This is a genomic window from Bifidobacterium sp. ESL0769, assembly GCF_029395495.1.
Taxonomy (GTDB): domain Bacteria; phylum Actinomycetota; class Actinomycetes; order Actinomycetales; family Bifidobacteriaceae; genus Bifidobacterium.
This window is the reverse complement of the sequence record NZ_CP113918.1, coordinates 1,078,562-1,095,461: the sequence shown is the minus strand read 5'-3', so window position 1 is coordinate 1,095,461 and position 16,900 is coordinate 1,078,562. Positions and strand designations below refer to the sequence as shown.

12 protein-coding genes are annotated in these 16,900 nt (G+C 57.8%); 2 read left to right on the top strand and 10 right to left on the bottom strand.

The window, feature by feature from the left end; genetic code table 11:
* Positions 1 to 4: 4 nt before the first annotated feature.
* From OZX72_RS04430 to OZX72_RS04385, 10 genes are all read right to left on the bottom strand, one after another.
* Positions 5 to 865 (bottom strand): ATP-binding cassette domain-containing protein, encoded by an 861-nt coding sequence (locus tag OZX72_RS04430; RefSeq protein WP_277159197.1) that lies wholly within the window; start codon positions 863 to 865, stop codon positions 5 to 7.
* A 132-nt stretch (positions 866 to 997) separates the two neighbouring features.
* The gene (locus OZX72_RS04425; protein ID WP_277159196.1) at positions 998 to 1,171 is read right to left on the bottom strand and encodes a hypothetical protein; all 174 of its coding nucleotides are present in this window, start codon (positions 1,169 to 1,171) and stop codon (positions 998 to 1,000) included.
* Between the two features lie 124 nt (positions 1,172 to 1,295).
* On the bottom strand, positions 1,296 to 2,519 hold the full coding sequence (gene glgA, locus OZX72_RS04420; protein WP_277159195.1) for a glycogen synthase: 1,224 nt from the start codon (positions 2,517 to 2,519) through the stop codon (positions 1,296 to 1,298).
* Positions 2,520 to 2,583: 64 nt separating this feature from the next.
* On the bottom strand, positions 2,584 to 3,036 hold the full coding sequence (locus OZX72_RS04415; RefSeq protein WP_277159194.1) for a Yip1 family protein: 453 nt from the start codon (positions 3,034 to 3,036) through the stop codon (positions 2,584 to 2,586).
* Between the two features lie 103 nt (positions 3,037 to 3,139).
* The gene (locus OZX72_RS04410; RefSeq protein WP_277159193.1) at positions 3,140 to 4,681 is read right to left on the bottom strand and encodes a glutamate synthase subunit beta; all 1,542 of its coding nucleotides are present in this window, start codon (positions 4,679 to 4,681) and stop codon (positions 3,140 to 3,142) included.
* Positions 4,681 to 9,267, bottom strand: a complete 4,587-nt coding sequence (gene gltB / locus OZX72_RS04405) for a glutamate synthase large subunit (RefSeq protein ID WP_277159192.1) — start codon at positions 9,265 to 9,267, stop codon at positions 4,681 to 4,683. The genes OZX72_RS04410 and gltB overlap by 1 nt, the downstream gene beginning before the upstream one ends.
* A 174-nt stretch (positions 9,268 to 9,441) precedes the next feature.
* Positions 9,442 to 10,812, bottom strand: coding sequence for a radical SAM family heme chaperone HemW (gene hemW / locus OZX72_RS04400; RefSeq protein ID WP_277159191.1), 1,371 nt, complete (start codon positions 10,810 to 10,812; stop codon positions 9,442 to 9,444).
* Positions 10,813 to 10,906: 94 nt separating this feature from the next.
* On the bottom strand, positions 10,907 to 12,325 hold the full coding sequence (locus tag OZX72_RS04395; protein ID WP_277159190.1) for an ABC transporter permease: 1,419 nt from the start codon (positions 12,323 to 12,325) through the stop codon (positions 10,907 to 10,909).
* On the bottom strand, positions 12,312 to 13,547 hold the full coding sequence (locus OZX72_RS04390) for an ABC transporter permease (protein WP_277159189.1): 1,236 nt from the start codon (positions 13,545 to 13,547) through the stop codon (positions 12,312 to 12,314). Before OZX72_RS04390 ends, OZX72_RS04395 begins: the two co-directional genes overlap by 14 nt.
* Before the next feature lie 9 nt (positions 13,548 to 13,556).
* Complete coding sequence (locus OZX72_RS04385) at positions 13,557 to 14,528, bottom strand: ABC transporter ATP-binding protein (RefSeq protein ID WP_277159188.1); 972 nt, start codon at positions 14,526 to 14,528, stop codon at positions 13,557 to 13,559.
* Between the two features lie 267 nt (positions 14,529 to 14,795).
* Here OZX72_RS04385 and OZX72_RS04380 point away from each other — a divergent pair, with 267 nt between their 5' ends.
* Both OZX72_RS04380 and OZX72_RS04375 read left to right on the top strand, forming a co-directional pair.
* Complete coding sequence (locus tag OZX72_RS04380; RefSeq protein ID WP_277159187.1) at positions 14,796 to 16,091, top strand: histidine kinase; 1,296 nt, start codon at positions 14,796 to 14,798, stop codon at positions 16,089 to 16,091.
* On the top strand, positions 16,088 to 16,831 hold the full coding sequence (locus OZX72_RS04375; protein ID WP_277159186.1) for a response regulator transcription factor: 744 nt from the start codon (positions 16,088 to 16,090) through the stop codon (positions 16,829 to 16,831). Before OZX72_RS04380 ends, OZX72_RS04375 begins: the two co-directional genes overlap by 4 nt.
* Positions 16,832 to 16,900 lie beyond the last annotated feature (69 nt).

Sequence of the window (16,900 nt, the reverse complement as noted above, 5' to 3'; positions counted from 1 at the left end):
GGAATCAGTCGTCATCGATGGCGTAGGCCGACCAGCGGCCCTGATCGTGAGTCACCTTGAGCGGCAGACCGAAGATATGGCTCAGACGCTCGGCGGTGAAGCCGTGCTCAAGGTCACCGGTATAAATGATGGTGCCTGGCTGTGGGTCGGCACCAGCGACGTTGTCAGCGTGGGCGTCGGTCTCGTTGCCTGCCATGCGGCCCATGATGGCGACGTGGTCGAAGCCCTGCGGAATCTCTTCAAGGCGATGCGTCACCAAAAGCACGGTTCTCTCAGTGTCGTGTCGGCCAATGTCGCTCAACGCTCGCAGCGCAAGTTCGCGACCACCTAAATCCAGGCCTGTGGTCGGTTCGTCAAGAATCAGCAGATCGGGGTCGCCCATCAACGCCCGGCAAATCAAGACTCGGGTGCGTTCGCCTTCCGAAAGCTTGAACATCTGCTTGCCTTCGAGATATTCGATGCCAAACATGGCCATGAACCCATGGGCCTTGTCGTAATCGGTCTGGGTGAACTGTTCACGCCACCGGCCGGTGGTGGCGGTTAGCGCCGTCAAAATGACGTCAAGCGGATCTTCCTCGTTGGGGAACGAACGCGACAATTCCGCCGAACTCAGCCCGATGCGGTTGCGATAGGAAAAGACGTTGACCTTGCCAAGCCGGTTGCCGAGGATATCGACAGTGCCGACGGAAGGGAACCCGCGGGTCGCCATCATGGCCACAAGACTGGATTTGCCGATGCCGTTCGGGCCGAAAAGCACCCATTTTTCGCCACGTTTCAAGTCGAGGTTGACGTCGGTCAAAATGACGCGGCGATTCCTACGAAATTCCACATTGCTCAGTTTCAACGCCGAAACAGCTTCGCCCATCTTCATCCCTTCATCGTGGCCGTGCGCCCTGTTGCGCGATTTTCCTTGTTCTCACAGACTAATCCGGAATAACCGACGAAAATGGCACCATTCCATATTGTGGCGAAGACGCGGAAAGGCAGGAAGACGAATTCAGGTGAGGAAACTTGCGACCAGGAGAATGAGGGCCAGGAAATAGAGACAGCAGCCGACGACGATCTTGAGGGTATGCAACGTCCTGTCTTTGCCAAACTTCGCGGAAAGGCACAAGGCCGTCGCCACGATGAAAACGACAGCGATTATTGCGTACAGCACATATTGAAACATGTCGTACCTTTCCTGGTTATCCTAGCGTGTTCATCGATTGGCGACAAAACACGGTAGACCAATGCCTTCTGCACTATCAAACTTAACATTTCCAAGCCATAAGGCCAAATACGTCTTACGACTCTCAACGCAGGACCTGACGATACACTGCCATGGTCTCGTCGGCAATGCGTTCCCAGCTGAATTGGTCGCGCGCACGCCTGAAGCCGGCCTTGCCCATCTCCTTGGCCCGCTGCGGGTTTTCCATAAGGCGGTTGATTGCGGCTGCCATATCGTGCACAAAATCATCAGGATGTAATGGCGTGCCGCTGCCATCACGCTTCTGCTCTATCGGAACGAGATAACCGGTCACCCCGTCGACCACGACTTCCGGAATCCCGCCGGTAGCGCTGGCGATCACCGGCAGACCGCAGGCCATCGCCTCAAGGTTGACGATGCCGAGCGGCTCGTAGATGCTTGGGCAAACGAAGGCGCTGCAACCATGTTCCAACGCGTTGAGCTCAGAACGCGGCAGCATCGCCTCGATCCAGATGACATTGCCGCGTTCAGCTTTGAGTTCGGCGAACGAGGAACGCACTTCATTGCCAAGTTCCTCGGTATCCGGAGCGCCGGCGCATAGCACAACCTGAATATCTTTGTCGATTAAATGGAGGGCCCGCAACAGATACGGCAGGCCTTTCTGTCGGGTGACCCGGCCGACGAAGAGCAGCGTAGGCTTGCTACGGTCGATATAATAGCGTTCGAAGACCTTCCAGCCCGGGTCGTCAGGGCTTGGGGTCTCGAAATCGGCGACGGTGATGCCGTTATGGACCACAGCGATTCTCGTCGGGTCGATGGACGGATAGGCGGTCTGGATGTCCTGCTTCATTCCTTCGGAGACCGCAATGACTCGGTCGGCGTGGGTGAAGGCGTCTCGTTCCGCCCAGGAGCTCAGGTTATAGCCTCCGCCGAGTTGGTCGCGTTTCCAAGGACGGAACGGTTCGAGGCTGTGGGCGGTGACGACGAGCGGGATATCGTGCATTTGCTGGGCCAAGCGACCGGCCAGGCACGCATACCACGTGTGAGCATGCGCGATGTCCCCATCTACATCGTTGGCCATTTGCAGATCCACTCCGAAAGTCTGCAGAGCCATATTATCCTGTGATAATTCGGTCGGTATATCATAGCCGACCACACGCAAACTGCCGCCCGGCACCTTGGGAATCTCGTCAGGTTTCCGTGGGCCGTCAAAAGCCCGTACCGTAACGTCGGCACGCTCCGCGAGCACTTTCGACAATTCCTCGACGTGCACGCCGGCACCACCGTAGATATGCGGCGGATATTCGCGGGTCAGCAAATCAATCTTCATACGCGTCAATCAACCTTATGCGCCTATCACTTTTCACTAACGGTTTGCTGCTCAACGACATTCATTAAATCGCGGTGCCGTTAGAGTCTAGGTTGGGGTTGTGATGGTAGTTCCCGGCCGTGAAGAAGAGGCTCAGCACACCGACCACAAAGATGATGGAAACGGTCAGAATCAGCCACATCGGATGCTTGGGAACCCACATGAGGATCGCGAAGGCGATACCGGAAAGAATGATCAGCGTCCAACTGGCAATCCGGAACCACTGATGCAGCGAATGCGGCGCCTTCATGACTTTCGGGTCGCTGTAGTTCGGGTCGAGGTTTTCTGCCGGCGCCGAAAGCTTCTCGGCCTTGGGCTTCCACTCCGTGTCGCCGCTTTCTTCCAAGCGACGACTGCGCTCCTGCAACGAGTACTCGTCGATCAGACCGCCACGGCCACGGTTCTGCGGCTGATTCGGTTGTGGCACTCCCTGACGGTTGCGCTTGGCCTGGGCCCTGCGTTCGGCGCGATTCGGCATCTCGATTCCTTTCAGCAGTGAATTTCATTCTGCTCTGATTTTAGCCCGAACCCTGCCAAGCGATTCGCACATGGATTTTTGAGAACTCGAAACCTTAGAAAGCTCAGACCCTCGGAAGTGCCATCGGCTTTTGGGTAGAGACGATCGGGGCCGGAAGTTCGGTGGTACCGTTGAGGAAGCGGTCGACGGCGGAGGCGCAACTGCGTCCTTCGGCTATCGCCCAGACCACGAGACTTTGGCCACGGCCAGCGTCACCACACACGAAAACGCCGTCCTGGCTGGTTTCGAATTGCTTGCTTCGGGCAACGTTTCCGCGTTGATCAAGCTCGACTGGTAGCTGGCTGAGCAGCGTCGAGGTGTCAGGATGCAGGAAACCGGTGGAAATCAGCACCAAATCGGCATCGATGACACGCTCGGTTCCGGGAATATGCTCGCGTTTGCCGTCCTCACTGCGTCTGACGTCGACAACCTTGACCCCGGTGATGTGACCGAATTCGTCGGCTACAAAACCACTAGCCAGACCAGTGTCGTCAAGCGTGACACGCTCGGTTTCCGAAACTTCCTCGATGCCGGTGAAGCTGACGGTATCGGTGTTGTATTCGTAGGTGCCGCCCTCCTCCATCGAAGTGGTGGGCTGGTAAAGACGCGCGTAGGTCGGCCAAGGCTGGCTGTCCGGACGAACGCTTGGTTCCTTGGGGTTGATCTGCAGGACCGTGATGCTCATGGCACCTTGGCGGATGGCGGTGCCGAGGCAGTCGGAGCCGGTGTCCCCGCCGCCGATGATGACGACCTTTTTGCCGTTGGCGTCAATATTGTTGACCGGTTCCTTGCCTTCGCAACGCCGGTTGGCATCGGGTAGGAAGTCCATGGCGAAATGGATGCCGTCAAGTTCGCGGCCGGGCACGTTGACGTCACGTGGGACACCGGAACCAATGGCGACGACCACGGCATCGTAACGCGAACGCAACTCGTCCCAGCTGATGTCCTTGCCGATTTCCATATTCGTGCGGAACACGGTGCCTTCGGCTTCCATCTGCTCGATGCGGCGGTCGATCAGGTGCTTGTCGAGTTTGAAGGACGGGATGCCGTAACGCATGAGGCCGCCGATTTCGTCGTCGCGTTCGTAGACGACGACGGTGTGGCCGGCACGGGTCAGCTGCTGGGCGCAGGCGAGACCGGCGGGGCCGGATCCGACGATGGCGATGGTCATATCGGTCAGGCGTTGCGGAGGCATCGGCTTGACATAGCCGAGTTTCCAAGCCTGGTCGATGATGGTCTGCTCGTCGGCCTTGATCATGGTCGGCGGCTGGTGAATGCCCAAAACGCAGGCCTGCTCGCAAGGCGCCGGGCAGATCAGGCCGGTGACTTCCGGGAAATTGTTGGTCATCGAAAGCCGCTGATACGCCTCATCCCACTGTCCTTGACGGACCAGATCGTTGAAGTCCGGGATGATGTTGCCAAGTGGGCATCCTGTCATACAGAAGGGTGTGCCGCAGTCCATGCAGCGTGCGGCCTGTTCCTTGGTCCAAGGCTGGAAACCGGACTGGGCGTGCACATCCTTCCAATCGTGGATTCGCTCGGCGACCGGACGGTCCTGCCCCTCGTGGCGCGTGCGTACTTTCAGAAATCCTTTGGGGTCGCTCATCAGTCCACTCCCTCCATCACATGCTCGTAGATACTATCCCAGGCTCCAGGCGCGTTGAAATCGACGTTGTTGGCGCGGGCCTCGTCCATGGCCGCGCTCATTGCGACGAACTGCTTGGGCACCACGTGCGTGAAGCGCGAACGTGTCTGCTCCCAATCGTCAAGCAGACTTTGCGCAAAGGCGGAACCAGTCTCTTCGGCATGTTTCTTGACCATCTGATAGACGTGCTGGGCTTCGTCGTCGTCCAAGGCTTCGAAGAGCAACGAACCGGATTTGACGGCTCCCGGATTGACCTTGTTCATATCAAGATCGAGCACGTAGGCGTGACCTCCGGAGAAGCCAGCGCCGAAGTTGCGTCCGGTGGGGCCGAGTACCACCACGGTGCCGCCGGTCATGTATTCGCAGCCGTGGTCGCCCACGCCTTCCACGACGAACGTCGCGCCGCCGTTACGGACCGCGAAGCGTTCGCCCGCTCGTCCGGCGACATACATTTCGCCGCTGGTTGCACCGAAACCGGTGACGTTGCCGGCGATGACGTTGGTGTGCGGATCGAAGCTCAGCGCCCCGTCTTCGGGACGAACAATGATGCGCCCGCCGGAAAGACCCTTGGCCGCATAATCATTGACCTCGCCGTAGATGCGCAGCGTTTCGCCGCGAGGAATGAACGCGCCGATGGACTGGCCGCCGGAACCGCGCAGGGTCATGTCGATGGTGTCGTCGGGCAGGCCCTTGGCTCCGTAGCGCTTGGTGATCTCGTAACCGACCATCGTGCCGACGGTGCGGTTGACGTTGCGAATCGGCAGATCGAGACGCACCGGCTCGCGATTATCCAGTGCGGGCTTGACAAGGTCAATAAGTTCATTATCCATCGCCTTATCGAGTTCATGGTTCTGTTTGATGATCTGATGCAGAATCGTCCCAGGTGTTGGACCGGACTGGGCAAGGACGTTGGAAAGGTCGACGCCGTTGGACTTCCAGCGTTCCACGGCTTCATCCTGATCAAGGCATTCGACGTGCCCGACGGCCTCTTCGAGGCTATGGAAACCGAGTTGTGCCAAGAGTTCGCGCACCTCGCGAGCGATGAACATGAAGAAGTTGATAACATATTCGGGTTTGCCGGTGTAGCGTGCGCGCAGCTCCGGGTCCTGGGTGGCGATGCCTTGCGGACAGGTGTTCAGGTTGCAGGCGCGCATCATGACGCAGCCTTCGGCCATCAACGCGGTGGTGGCAAAACCGAATTCCTCGGCGCCGAGCAGCGCAGCGATGACCACGTCGCGGCCAGTCTTGAGCTCGCCGTCACACTGCACGACGATGCGGGAGCGCAAGCCGTTTAAGATTAGCGTTTGCTGGGTCTCGGAAAGACCGATCTCCCAAGGAGTGCCGGCATGCTTGATGGCGTTCAACGGAGCCGCGCCCGTGCCGCCGTCGGAACCGGAGATGAGCACCACGTCGGCATGGCATTTGGCCACGCCTGCCGCCACGGTGCCGACGCCGAATTCGGAAACGAGTTTGACATGGATGCGGGCTTTGGGATTAGCCATCTTCGCGTCGTAAATGAGCTGCTTCAAATCCTCGATGGAGTAGATGTCATGGTGAGGCGGCGGCGAAATCAGTTCAACGCCGGGCGTGGCATGGCGTACAGTGGCGATCCACGGCGGTACTTTGGCACCTGGCAGATGGCCGCCCTCGCCGGGCTTGGCACCCTGGGCGAGCTTGATCTGCAGGTCGGTGGCATGGACGAGATAGTCGCTAGTCACCCCGAAACGAGCTGAAGCAATCTGCTTGATACGGCTGGAACGCAGCGGGTCTTCGATACGGTCGTCGGATTCTCCGCCCTCGCCGGAATTAGAACGGGCCCCTATCGAGTTCATCGCGATGGCAAGCGTTTCGTGCGCTTCCTGCGAGATGGAACCGTAGCTCATCGCGCCGGTGGAGAACCGTTTGACGATCTCGCTTTCCGGTTCGACTTCCTCGATCGGAATCGGCTTGCGGTTGCCGGTAAACTTCATCAATCCGCGCAAGGTCATCAACCTGTTGGACGTGTCGTTGACATGCTCGGAATACTTCTTGAACAAGCCATAGTCGCCGCGTTGGGTGGCCTGTTGCAAGAGGAATACGGATTCCGGGTCGTTCAGGTGATCTTCGCCGGTTCTTCTCCACTTGTATTGGCCGCCGATGCGCAGCCTGCGGTGCGGGGTCGCCGTCCATTGGTTCGGATAGGCGACACGATGACGAACGGCGACTTCCTCGGCGATTTCATCAAGACCGATGCCGCCGACGCGCGAGGTGGTGCCAGTGAAGTATTTGTCGATAACGTCCTGATTCAAGCCAACTGCCTCGAAGAGCTGGGCACCACGGTAGCTCATGATGGTGGAGACGCCCATCTTGCTCATGATTTTGAGGACTCCGACGGAAAGCGCCTTACGCAGGTTTTCGACGCCGGTTTTGGCGTCAACGTCGAGGAATCCGCCACGTGCCAAATCCTCGATGGATTCGAAGGCGAGGTAGGGGTTCACGCAGGCTGCGCCGTAGGCGATGAGCAGCGCGACATGATGGATTTCGCGGACGTCGCCGGCCTCAACGGCCATGGAGACCTGCGTGCGGGTGTGCATACGCAGCAAATGGTGTTGCACCGCGCTAGTAAGCAGCAAGGAGGGAATCGGACCCCATGTGTGGTTGGAATCGCGATCGGAAAGCACAATGAAGTTCTTGCCGTCAGCGATGGCCTGGTCGACCTCGTCGAAAATCTCATCAAGGCGAGCTTCAAGCGCCTTACCGCCTCCGGCTACCTGATAAAGACCATGAACGACAAACGGCTTGTAATACCCTCCGAGAATTTTGGCACGGTCGAGGCGCTTGAGCTGCGCCATCTCGTCAGAGTCGATAACAGGATTCGGAATGACAATCTTCTTGGCGGAAAGTTCCAGATCCTCAAGCAGGTTCGGTTCCGGGCCGATGGCCGAGGCCAGCGACGTGACGATCTCCTCGCGTTCCCAGTCCAGCGGCGGGTTGGTGACCTGCGCGAATTTCTGCGTGAAATAGTCGAACAGCATACGGCTGTGGCTGGAAAGCACAGGCTGCGGGGTGTCGTTGCCCATCGCTCCGATCGGCTCCTTGCCGGTATTGGCCATCGGCCGCAACAGGATTTTCAGGTCCTCCTGCGTATAGCCGAACGCGCGCTGGCGACGGACGACGGAAACGTTGGAATGACGGACGTGCTCACGTGCCGGAAGGTCGCTGAGACTAACGGCGTTACCTTCAATCCATTGGCGATAGGGATGCTGCGTAGCAAGTTGGTGCTTGATTTCCTTGTCGGGCACAAGGCGACCTTCAGCGGTATCGATAAGGAACATCTTGCCCGGTTCAAGCCGACCCTTGGCGACAATATGCTCCTGTTCGGTCTCTGGCAGCACACCGGCCTCGCTGGCCAATACAACGTAACCGTCGTCGGTGATCTGCCAGCGTCCTGGACGGAAGCCGTTGCGGTCGAGCTGCGCGCCAACCAATGTGCCGTCGGTAAAGATGATGTCGGCCGGGCCGTCCCAAGGCTCGATCAGGGAATTGTTGTATTCGTAGAACGCTCGGACGTCGGGATCAAGGGTTTTGTCCTTCTCCCAAGCCGGCGGCAGCATCATCAACACTGCGTGCGGCAGACTACGGCCAGCGAGATGCAGCAATTCTAGACATTCGTCGAATGTACCGGAATCGGAATAACCCGGCGTCGCCACCGGTAGAAGCGGTTCGAATTCCCCCAACAATTTGCTACTGAGCTTGCCTTCACGAGCGGAAAGCCAGTTACGGTTGCCCTGGATGGTATTGATCTCGCCGTTGTGCGCGATGAGGCGGAACGGCTGGGCCAGCGGCCAGCTCGGGAAGGTGTTGGTGGAGAAGCGCGAGTGAACGATGGCGATGGTCGTCTTCATCTTGGAATCGTTGAGATCCAGGAAGAAGTTCGTGAGCTGCATCGTGGTGAGCATGCCCTTGTAGGTGATCGTCCGCGCGGAAAGCGAAGCGAAATAGACACCGGCCTCGTGCTCGACGCGCTTACGGACGCGGAACGCCTTGCGGTCAAGTTCGAGACCGCCCAGCGAACTTTCTCCTTCGGATTTCGGCGAAGCCATGACCAGCATCTCGAACGCCGGCATGGAGGCCAATGCCTGCAGTCCCAGCCCGTCCGGGTTGGTCGGAACCGTGCGCCATGCGAGGACCTTCAGCCCTTCCTGCGCCACGATATCGGCAATCTGACGCTTCTGCTCGCCGGCCGTAGCCAGATCACGGTCAAGGAAGGCGATGCCTGCTGCATAATGACCGGCTTCCGGCAAATCCGCTTCGATAACGGAACGCATGAACTCGTCAGGCATGGCCATAAGGATTCCGGCACCATCACCGGTGTTCTCCTCGGCTCCCACCGCTCCACGGTGGTTCAGATTGACGAGCACCTCGATGGCGTCGTCGACGATCTTGCGTTCCGGCCGACGATTCAAAGTGGTGACCATGCCGACACCGCACGCATCATGCTCTGCCGCCGGGTCGTACATACCTTGCGGGCGATGAATCGTCAAATCGAGTGGGGTCTTAAGCGTCACCACAATCACCTCTAGCTTCTGATAACCGATACTCTGTTACGAGTGCTCTCATAGATTATCGGTACGTGATGTCAGAAATGTGTCAACGTCCATTTTCAGACAAAATCTTCCACATCGTGGACATCGCTTGTCGGGTTGACGAATAGCTGACGAAACTTTCGTCTAATTATTCGGTTACCAACCGCAGATATCAAGTACCTGTTCGATGACGGTGTCGTTGAGCAGACGACCTTTTAATGTCGGGACAATGCGGTTATCTTCGTGGATTTCTATCAAGCCTGATTGCTTGATCTCGTTGAGTTTTCCACGGTCCACGACACGTCCGGAAGCCTGTTCGATTCTCGAGATATCGAGTCCTTCGCGCAGACGCAACCCGAGCATCACCGTTTCCTCGAGGTTTTCCTCGTGCGTGATGGCCTCGCTTCCCTGCCACGGCACGTTGCCGGCATGCATCGCTTCGGCCCACTTGCGCGGGTGAGCGATATCCCAAGCCCGCACGCCGAACTGAGCGGCATCGAACTGCACGTCATCTGAAACATTGAGCTGGCCATCCCCACGCCTTTGCTTGGTTCCAGACCGGCCGTCAACATTCACCTCACCATTGGTCTTGTTGCCGCCCGAAGAAGCGGAATCCGTCTTTCTAAATCCGTCTTCATCAATATCGCGAGCGCCGGAAACCGCATGTTTCTGCCACGCGCCGACGTTCGACGTGCGGTAGTGCGAATGCGCTCCGGGGCCGATGCCGGCCCAATCGACGTTGCGCCAGTAGCCCAGATTGTGACGACTCTCATAACCGGGACGTGCCCAGTTCGAGATTTCGTACCACTGCAACCCAGACTGTTTAAACAGGTCATCGGCAATCTCATACTTGGCTGCTTCATCATCGTCATCGGGTTTGGCGATGGTTCCGGCCTTGATTTGTCGGCCCATTTTCGTAGTGGGTTCGACCGTCAACGCGTAGGCCGAAATGTGGTTCACGCCGAGCTCGATGGCAGTTTCGACGGACTTGCGCCAGTCATCCATGCTTTCTCCCGGAGCCCCGTAGATAAGGTCGACACTGGAGCGCAAGCCCACATTGTTCGCGGCTTTAATCCCTGCTGTCACATTGGCCGGGGTATGCGTGCGGTCGAGGGTTTTCAACACGTGAGGTACGGCTGACTGCATACCGAAAGAAATACGCGTGAATCCAGCTTGCGCCAACGTTTCCAGATATCGTTCGTCAACCGTGTCGGGATTGGCCTCGGACGTGATTTCCGCACCGGTTTCAATGCCCCATGTTTCCTTGACCGCATGAAGCATCCGACCGAGATCTTCTGCAGGCAGCAGCGTCGGTGTCCCTCCCCCAAAGAACACCGTCGAAGCCTCCGGCTCATCAATCCCGTGCCGCTCCTGCCATGCCTTAACCAAACGCATCTCGTCTATGGCAAGGTTCGCATAGTTGCTGCGCGACGCACCCCCGCCCATATCGACGGCCGTGTAGGTGTTGAAATCGCAGTATCCGCACCTGCGGTAACAAAACGGCACATGAATATAAACCTCGAACATAGCCCACTACCCTAGTGGCAACCCCTTCCAGACGTTCGCCGGAAGGGATTTCATCGAGTCGTTGCCGAGCCTATCGGCATATCGTCAACCGCTTTCAGGAACGGTTTCTCTCCTTATGCCGCTTTGGAGAGCCCACAGCAAGGCCTACGCATACGAGGGCGACCGCAAAGAGCGCGACCATGCCAGTTGACGAAGCCCAGCCAGCCAGGCTTGATGTGCCGCCCGCATAAATTCCCAGTCCCATCGCTCGGTCGATGGCGTCGAGGTACCAACGACCGCACAACAACTTGCCGATCAATGCCACCGGACCGGTCATCACCGAAGAACCGAACGACCACGCACCGGAGGTGAAACCAATGGCGAGGCCAAGAACATTGGCCAGACCGTTGGCGGCAGTGGTTGAGACAGCGAGGCGACCAAGCACGAAACCTATCGAAATGCCGAAGAACACATAAATGGCCATCGAACACGTCGCCAATAAAACCGGCCGGAGCGTCAGACCCGCAAGCGAACCGGCCATGATGGCGGTCACGCCCAGTGAGAGCAGGAGATAGTAAATGGTCACTAGTACCCCGATGCCCGCGCATGCCGCCAGCAGACCGGGGCCAACGGCACGCGAAGAAGCCGGAGACACCTCCATGCGCCGACGGGTCGATTCGACGGTGAAGGCACCGATCACCATGGCGATGACCACGATCATGGACGTGACGATCGGATAGGAACCCAGCGAAAGCGAACGACCGAATACCAGAGTTGCCGAGGCATTGCCAGAGGCGTAGTGTGTGGAAACGACGGAGACGTGGGCGTCTGATTTGGCAGAATTGCCGGCACGCACAACCTCACGGACGGCGCTATGCATGATTGCGGATTCATCTCTCTGAGAGGCCCCAGTGGAAGCCTTTGTCGCCGTAAGAGCCGTTGGATAGGTCTCGATCGAGGAAAAATTGGCCGGCCTCGAGGCGGGCAAAAACTTTGCACCGGTAACACCCATCCCATTCGTTTCAGTCGCAGCCACATGCGAATTCCCGGCTTTTGCCGCGGTTCCAGCCAGATATGCCGTTCGCAGATTGGAAAGGAACGTCGATACCTTCGTCTCGGAAAGATCTTGCGGCTCGCCTTGCGTGATGACCACACTGAGCTGTTTGGGAGTTTGGCCGGCGGATACTGCATCTGCGAAATCGCGCATATAACCTTTTGGCACCACATAAATGGCGTCTGCGGCATCAGTGGCCATGGCGTCCTGCATCGCGCGGCGGTTGTCGTCGACGTGCACGACGGTGTTGGTCTGCCCCAAGTAATCCTTCAGCCCGGTCGCGATGCCGCCGTCGCCACCGTCCCTGTCGACAACCGCCACGCGCGACTGGTCCGGCGAATATGTGGACGCCGAGCCGTGGGTGTCGGAGACGCTTTGGAACAGAATGGCCGTCATGACCAGGCTGAGCGCCACTAGGTAGAAGAGGATATAGGTTCGGTGCCGTTTTGCTACGGTGAGAGCGGCTTTACAGATGTTCATAACGTTGTCTCCTCAGCATCGCCACGACGATCAGAACGAAGACGACCGTGGTGGCGGCCATGATGGCCAGTCCGATATAGAACGGACGGTAATTGTCGTAATACAATAGGTCGTAGAACAGGTCGCTCACCTGTCGGGCGGGGTTGAGCTGCGCGATGACGGGCGCTTTCTGCCGCAACCTATCCCCTAGCGCCATCGCGCCGGTGCCATACAGGCCGGTAAACAGCGACAGGAAGCAGGTGAGCACCGTGCTCAGACTCAATTTGGCGCGCTTCGAGAGTTTCGAAATGGCACCGATGACCAGTCCCAACGCGCTTGCCATCAAGGTCGATGCCGCGACCGCAAGCACCGCTGCCGGTTCCCGTCCGGCGATGCCGATACCGATGACGTAGCGCATCGCCAGGAATGCAATCAGCATACAAGCAAAGGAAAGCACCCACGAAGCCATAAGCGTGGCGATCGCCTGCTTGATCTTCGGTAGCGGCGAGACACTGGCCCGCACACCAAGCGCCGAAAGGTTCGCCTGGGTGAGCGTGATGAGGTTGATGGATACGGTCATGCCCAACAGACAGGCCATCCCGAGCAGCGAGAAATAGTAGCGCGCGAAACGATGCGGCTTGACACTCGTCACGCTTACGTGTTGCAGGAACCCATCCGACGAACCGATACTCGATCTGACCTGCGGGTTCGCCATGACGGCATGATTCTTGGCTGCTATCGCAGTAACCACGCGGCCGGTCTCGTTGTATTGCTGCAACGCGTAATCCAATGCCGTCACGCTCATCGAAACGGCCTGATTGCCGGAATTCACCGTCGTATCCGCGAGCGCCATATGCAGTGCTCCCGAATCGTCTACATAAAGATAGCCTTTGGCTTTGCCGTCGGCCACCATGCGTTTGGCGTCGGCAACCCCGGATGCCTGTTTGATGGTTATCAGCTTTTCATTGTCGTTTTTCGACGTCTTGCCTTTGGCTTGGCTCTTGCCATCCGCATCCTGCTCACCCGCGAGTGCCTTGACTACCTGTTCGGCTCCGGCCGTTTTGCTCCAGTTTGAGTCCTCGGCCACGGCCATGGATTGCGGGTCGACGTGGATCAGATCGTTGATATCACTGAACATGAGATGGAACATCACCAGCATGATGAGAGGAAAGGCCAGCACCCAGAAGACGATGCTCGGGTTTCTCACCCCGGCTTTGAGATATGCCTTAAACGTTGTGAACATACCGCGCCCCTAGTCCCTCAGCGCCTTGCCGGTCATCTCGAGGAACACGTCGTTCAGCGTCGGCGGGTTCGAGGAGACATGGCCGATGTTGGCGCCGGAACGTTGCAGAAGGTCGAGGACATCGACCAGATTGCGCTCGCCGGCTTTGCAGCGTACGGTCAGCGTCTTGCCGTCGTAATCCACGTCAACGATGGTCGGGAGTTCCCGCAAATCTGCGAGCGCCGTGTCCGCGAGATCTAGTGTTTCGATAAGTATGCGGTCGCCGGTGGAGACCATTGCCTTGAGCTCGCCTACCGTACCTTCCGCAACGTGGCGACCATGATCCATAATGAGTATCTGGTCGCAGATCTGCTCGACCTCTTCCATGTAGTGGCTCGTGTAGACCACGGTGGCACCGACACGGTTGAGCCGCTGGATTCCCTCCAAAATGGCGTTGCGGCTCTGTGGGTCAACAGCTACGGTCGGTTCATCGAAGAAGATGAGGTCGGGCTTGTGGGCGATGCCGCAGGCGATATTCAAGCGGCGCTTCAATCCGCCGGAAAGATTCTTCGGCCGGTATTTGCGGAAATCGCCGAGTCCGACCAGCGCGATGGCTTCGTCGACCAGGGGTTTGCGCTGTTCCTTCTTCGACACGTAGAGCGAGCAGAAATAGTCGATGTTCTCCTCGACCGTCAGCTCTTCAAGCACCGCGACATCCTGCGGTACCAAACCGATGCGGGCTTTGAGCGCGTAGGCACTCGGCGTCATCGACTCGCCGAAAATCCTGATATCGCCCGAATCGTACGTCAGAAGCGAAAGAATGCAATTGATCAGCGTGGTCTTGCCGCTGCCGTTGGGGCCGAGCAGACCGAATATCTTGCCCTGCGGCACGTCGAGGTCGAAGTCGTCGAGCACCAAATGGTCGCCGTAGCGTTTGACCAGATGACTGATCCTGACCGCCGGAACGTTGCCGGTTCCGCTCGGGTCTTGTTTCGCGTCCATAGATGAACCTTCCTATCTATTGCGAACGTTGTGTATGTTGGTGATTCCATTGTGACGCGAGGAATCGGGCAGGTCATGGTGAGTGTCGTCATTTTCTTGTCGTATCACTAATTACATTTGTCACTACTTTTGTCTTTGGCGTTTTCGCGGGACACCATACGTCACATCACAAATCATTGAAAAGAAATGGATTACAGCGGCGAGACGCGAGTAGCTTCGGCACACGGCGCAACCTTCGTCACAGAGACCGGGTGATACTCTCGAATCGTGAGCAAAAGGTATCTTCAAGACGCGGCCGGAGCGGCATTGCTGCTTTGCTGCGCCCTGCTTGAAGCGGCAAGGCAACATGGCTCGTTCAATGTCACCGCCATCGCTGCCCTGCTTACCGCCATTTGCTGTTCGGCACTGGCCCAATGGCTTGACAACGATGACCTGCGCTTTGGCGGCAATACTCCCGATTTCGCGCCACTCCCCTTGCTGTTGTTCTGCGTACCATCGTTGTTGCTCCCTGAATTTCTTGCGTTCCTGCCATTAGTCGCCTTTGAAAAGATGGTTATTCCGACTGGCCAATCTGAAAAGCGCTGGCACAAGTTGATGCGATGGTGCTGGATTTTCCCTTCGATATGTTCATATTGGACCTATCGGTTTGGTGGGTTCTTGCCAGCCGGACACAACCTTCATTCCGCGACCCATCCGGTATTGGATGCTGCCATAGTGATGCTCCTTTCGTGCCTCGCCGCTTTATTGGGATATATGTTCTCCGTTTCGGATTCCGAACATCGTAGACTGCTCACTCTCAAAGACACCATCAGAACGACCCGTCGCCGCAACGCGACACAAATCGATTCGCTGCGCGAGCAGCAGGAGGAATCGACCCGAGTGGCGACCCTGCGCGAACGCACGCGCATCGCCCGCGAGATTCACGACAATGTCGGCCATCTGCTCACCCGCGCCCTGATGCAGACACAGGCGGCCAGCACTGTGGCGAACGCTACCGATGACGACACCGCAGCCAAACAACTTATCGGTATCAACGAAAGCCTCAACGATGCGATGACGATGGTGCGGCGCTCCGTGCATGATCTTGAAGACGACGGCACTGATTTCGAGGCACAAATCACCGACGCCGTACATGTCATGGACAGCGCCAGACCCGATTTTTCCGTTACGTTGGATTGCGATATCGAAAACACCCCGGCCCCCGTGGCACGCTGCTTCACTGCCGTCATCCGCGAGGCGCTGACCAACGTCATCCGCCATTCGGATTCGAGCAGCGCCAGCGTTTCGCTGCACGATTATCCCGCGTTCTGGCAGCTTGCCGTATTCAACAAGACAGCAACTGAAGGCATTATTCCCCAATCTCCAAATAAAATCATCCCTGACCTTCGTGGCATGGGCTTAGCGGATATCGAGCAACGCGTCCACGCCCTCGGCGGCACCTCGCTTTGCGGCCCGCACCGCGACGGCTGGCGAGTATTCGTTTCTCTGCCGAAAGCTCCTTGGACGAAAGCGGCCACAGGTCCGAAAACGAATATCAACACAGAGGAAGAGGAAACGGTATGAAAACGGCAATCGTTGACGACGATCCCATTGTCTGTTCGTCACTCAGAACGATTCTCGAGGCTACAAATGCCGCAGACGTGCTGTGGACTGCGAACGACGGCAAAGCGGCAATAACCAAATATTTCGATGACCCTGCCAATCGGCCGGATGTACTGCTCATCGATATCCAAATGCCCGGCGTTGACGGCCTAGAGGCCGCACGTCAGATCCTCGCCCGCGACAAGGCCGCTCGCATCCTTTTTCTCACCACCTTCGACGACAAGGAATACATCGATCAGGCAATCGCTTTGGGCGCCAAAGGCTACCTCATCAAGCAGGACGTGGCTTCCGTCGGCCCGGCACTTCAGGCGGTGATGGCCGGCCAGGTCGTCCTAGGTGCGCAGGTACTCGGCAAACTTTCCTCAGCCTCTTCCTCAACCAGTAGAGGCGAGATCGGGGGCAGCGTCCGCATGAACACATCATCCACAACCAGCGAACGTGACATCCGTACGGCCGTCTCATCCAACACGCCTCTGGAAGGCGTCATCAATGTACCAGCTTCGGCTTTCTCGATGTTAAGCGACCGCGAGCGCGACATCGCCGCTCTGGTCGCCCAAGGTCTCGATAACCACGACATCGCCGCCCAGCTCTACCTGAGCGAAGGCACCGTCCGCAACCGCATCACCAACATCCTCGACAAGCTGTCCCTAGCCAACCGCACTCAGCTGGCCATCGCCTGGCTCAACGCCGGTCAGCACTGATCTTCAACTCTTAGAAGCAAGTTAATTCCGATAATCTGGTTGGATTAGTGTATAAATATCGGACAAATC

What these genes read in the sequence shown, in the direction of transcription:
- hemW (WP_277159191.1), bottom strand. Translation starts at nt 10,812, where the DNA reads ATGTTCGAGGTTTATATTCATGTGCCGTTTTGTTACCGCAGGTGCGGA.
- OZX72_RS04385 (WP_277159188.1), bottom strand. Translation starts at nt 14,528, where the DNA reads ATGGACGCGAAACAAGACCCGAGCGGAACCGGCAACGTTCCGGCGGTC.
- OZX72_RS04415 (WP_277159194.1), bottom strand. Translation starts at nt 3,036, where the DNA reads ATGCCGAATCGCGCCGAACGCAGGGCCCAGGCCAAGCGCAACCGTCAG.
- OZX72_RS04430 (WP_277159197.1), bottom strand. Translation starts at nt 865, where the DNA reads ATGGGCGAAGCTGTTTCGGCGTTGAAACTGAGCAATGTGGAATTTCGT.
- OZX72_RS04410 (WP_277159193.1), bottom strand. Translation starts at nt 4,681, where the DNA reads ATGAGCGACCCCAAAGGATTTCTGAAAGTACGCACGCGCCACGAGGGG.
- OZX72_RS04390 (WP_277159189.1), bottom strand. Translation starts at nt 13,547, where the DNA reads ATGTTCACAACGTTTAAGGCATATCTCAAAGCCGGGGTGAGAAACCCG.
- OZX72_RS04395 (WP_277159190.1), bottom strand. Translation starts at nt 12,325, where the DNA reads ATGAACATCTGTAAAGCCGCTCTCACCGTAGCAAAACGGCACCGAACC.
- glgA (WP_277159195.1), bottom strand. Translation starts at nt 2,519, where the DNA reads ATGAAGATTGATTTGCTGACCCGCGAATATCCGCCGCATATCTACGGT.
- OZX72_RS04425 (WP_277159196.1), bottom strand. Translation starts at nt 1,171, where the DNA reads ATGTTTCAATATGTGCTGTACGCAATAATCGCTGTCGTTTTCATCGTG.
- OZX72_RS04375 (WP_277159186.1), top strand. Translation starts at nt 16,088, where the DNA reads ATGAAAACGGCAATCGTTGACGACGATCCCATTGTCTGTTCGTCACTC.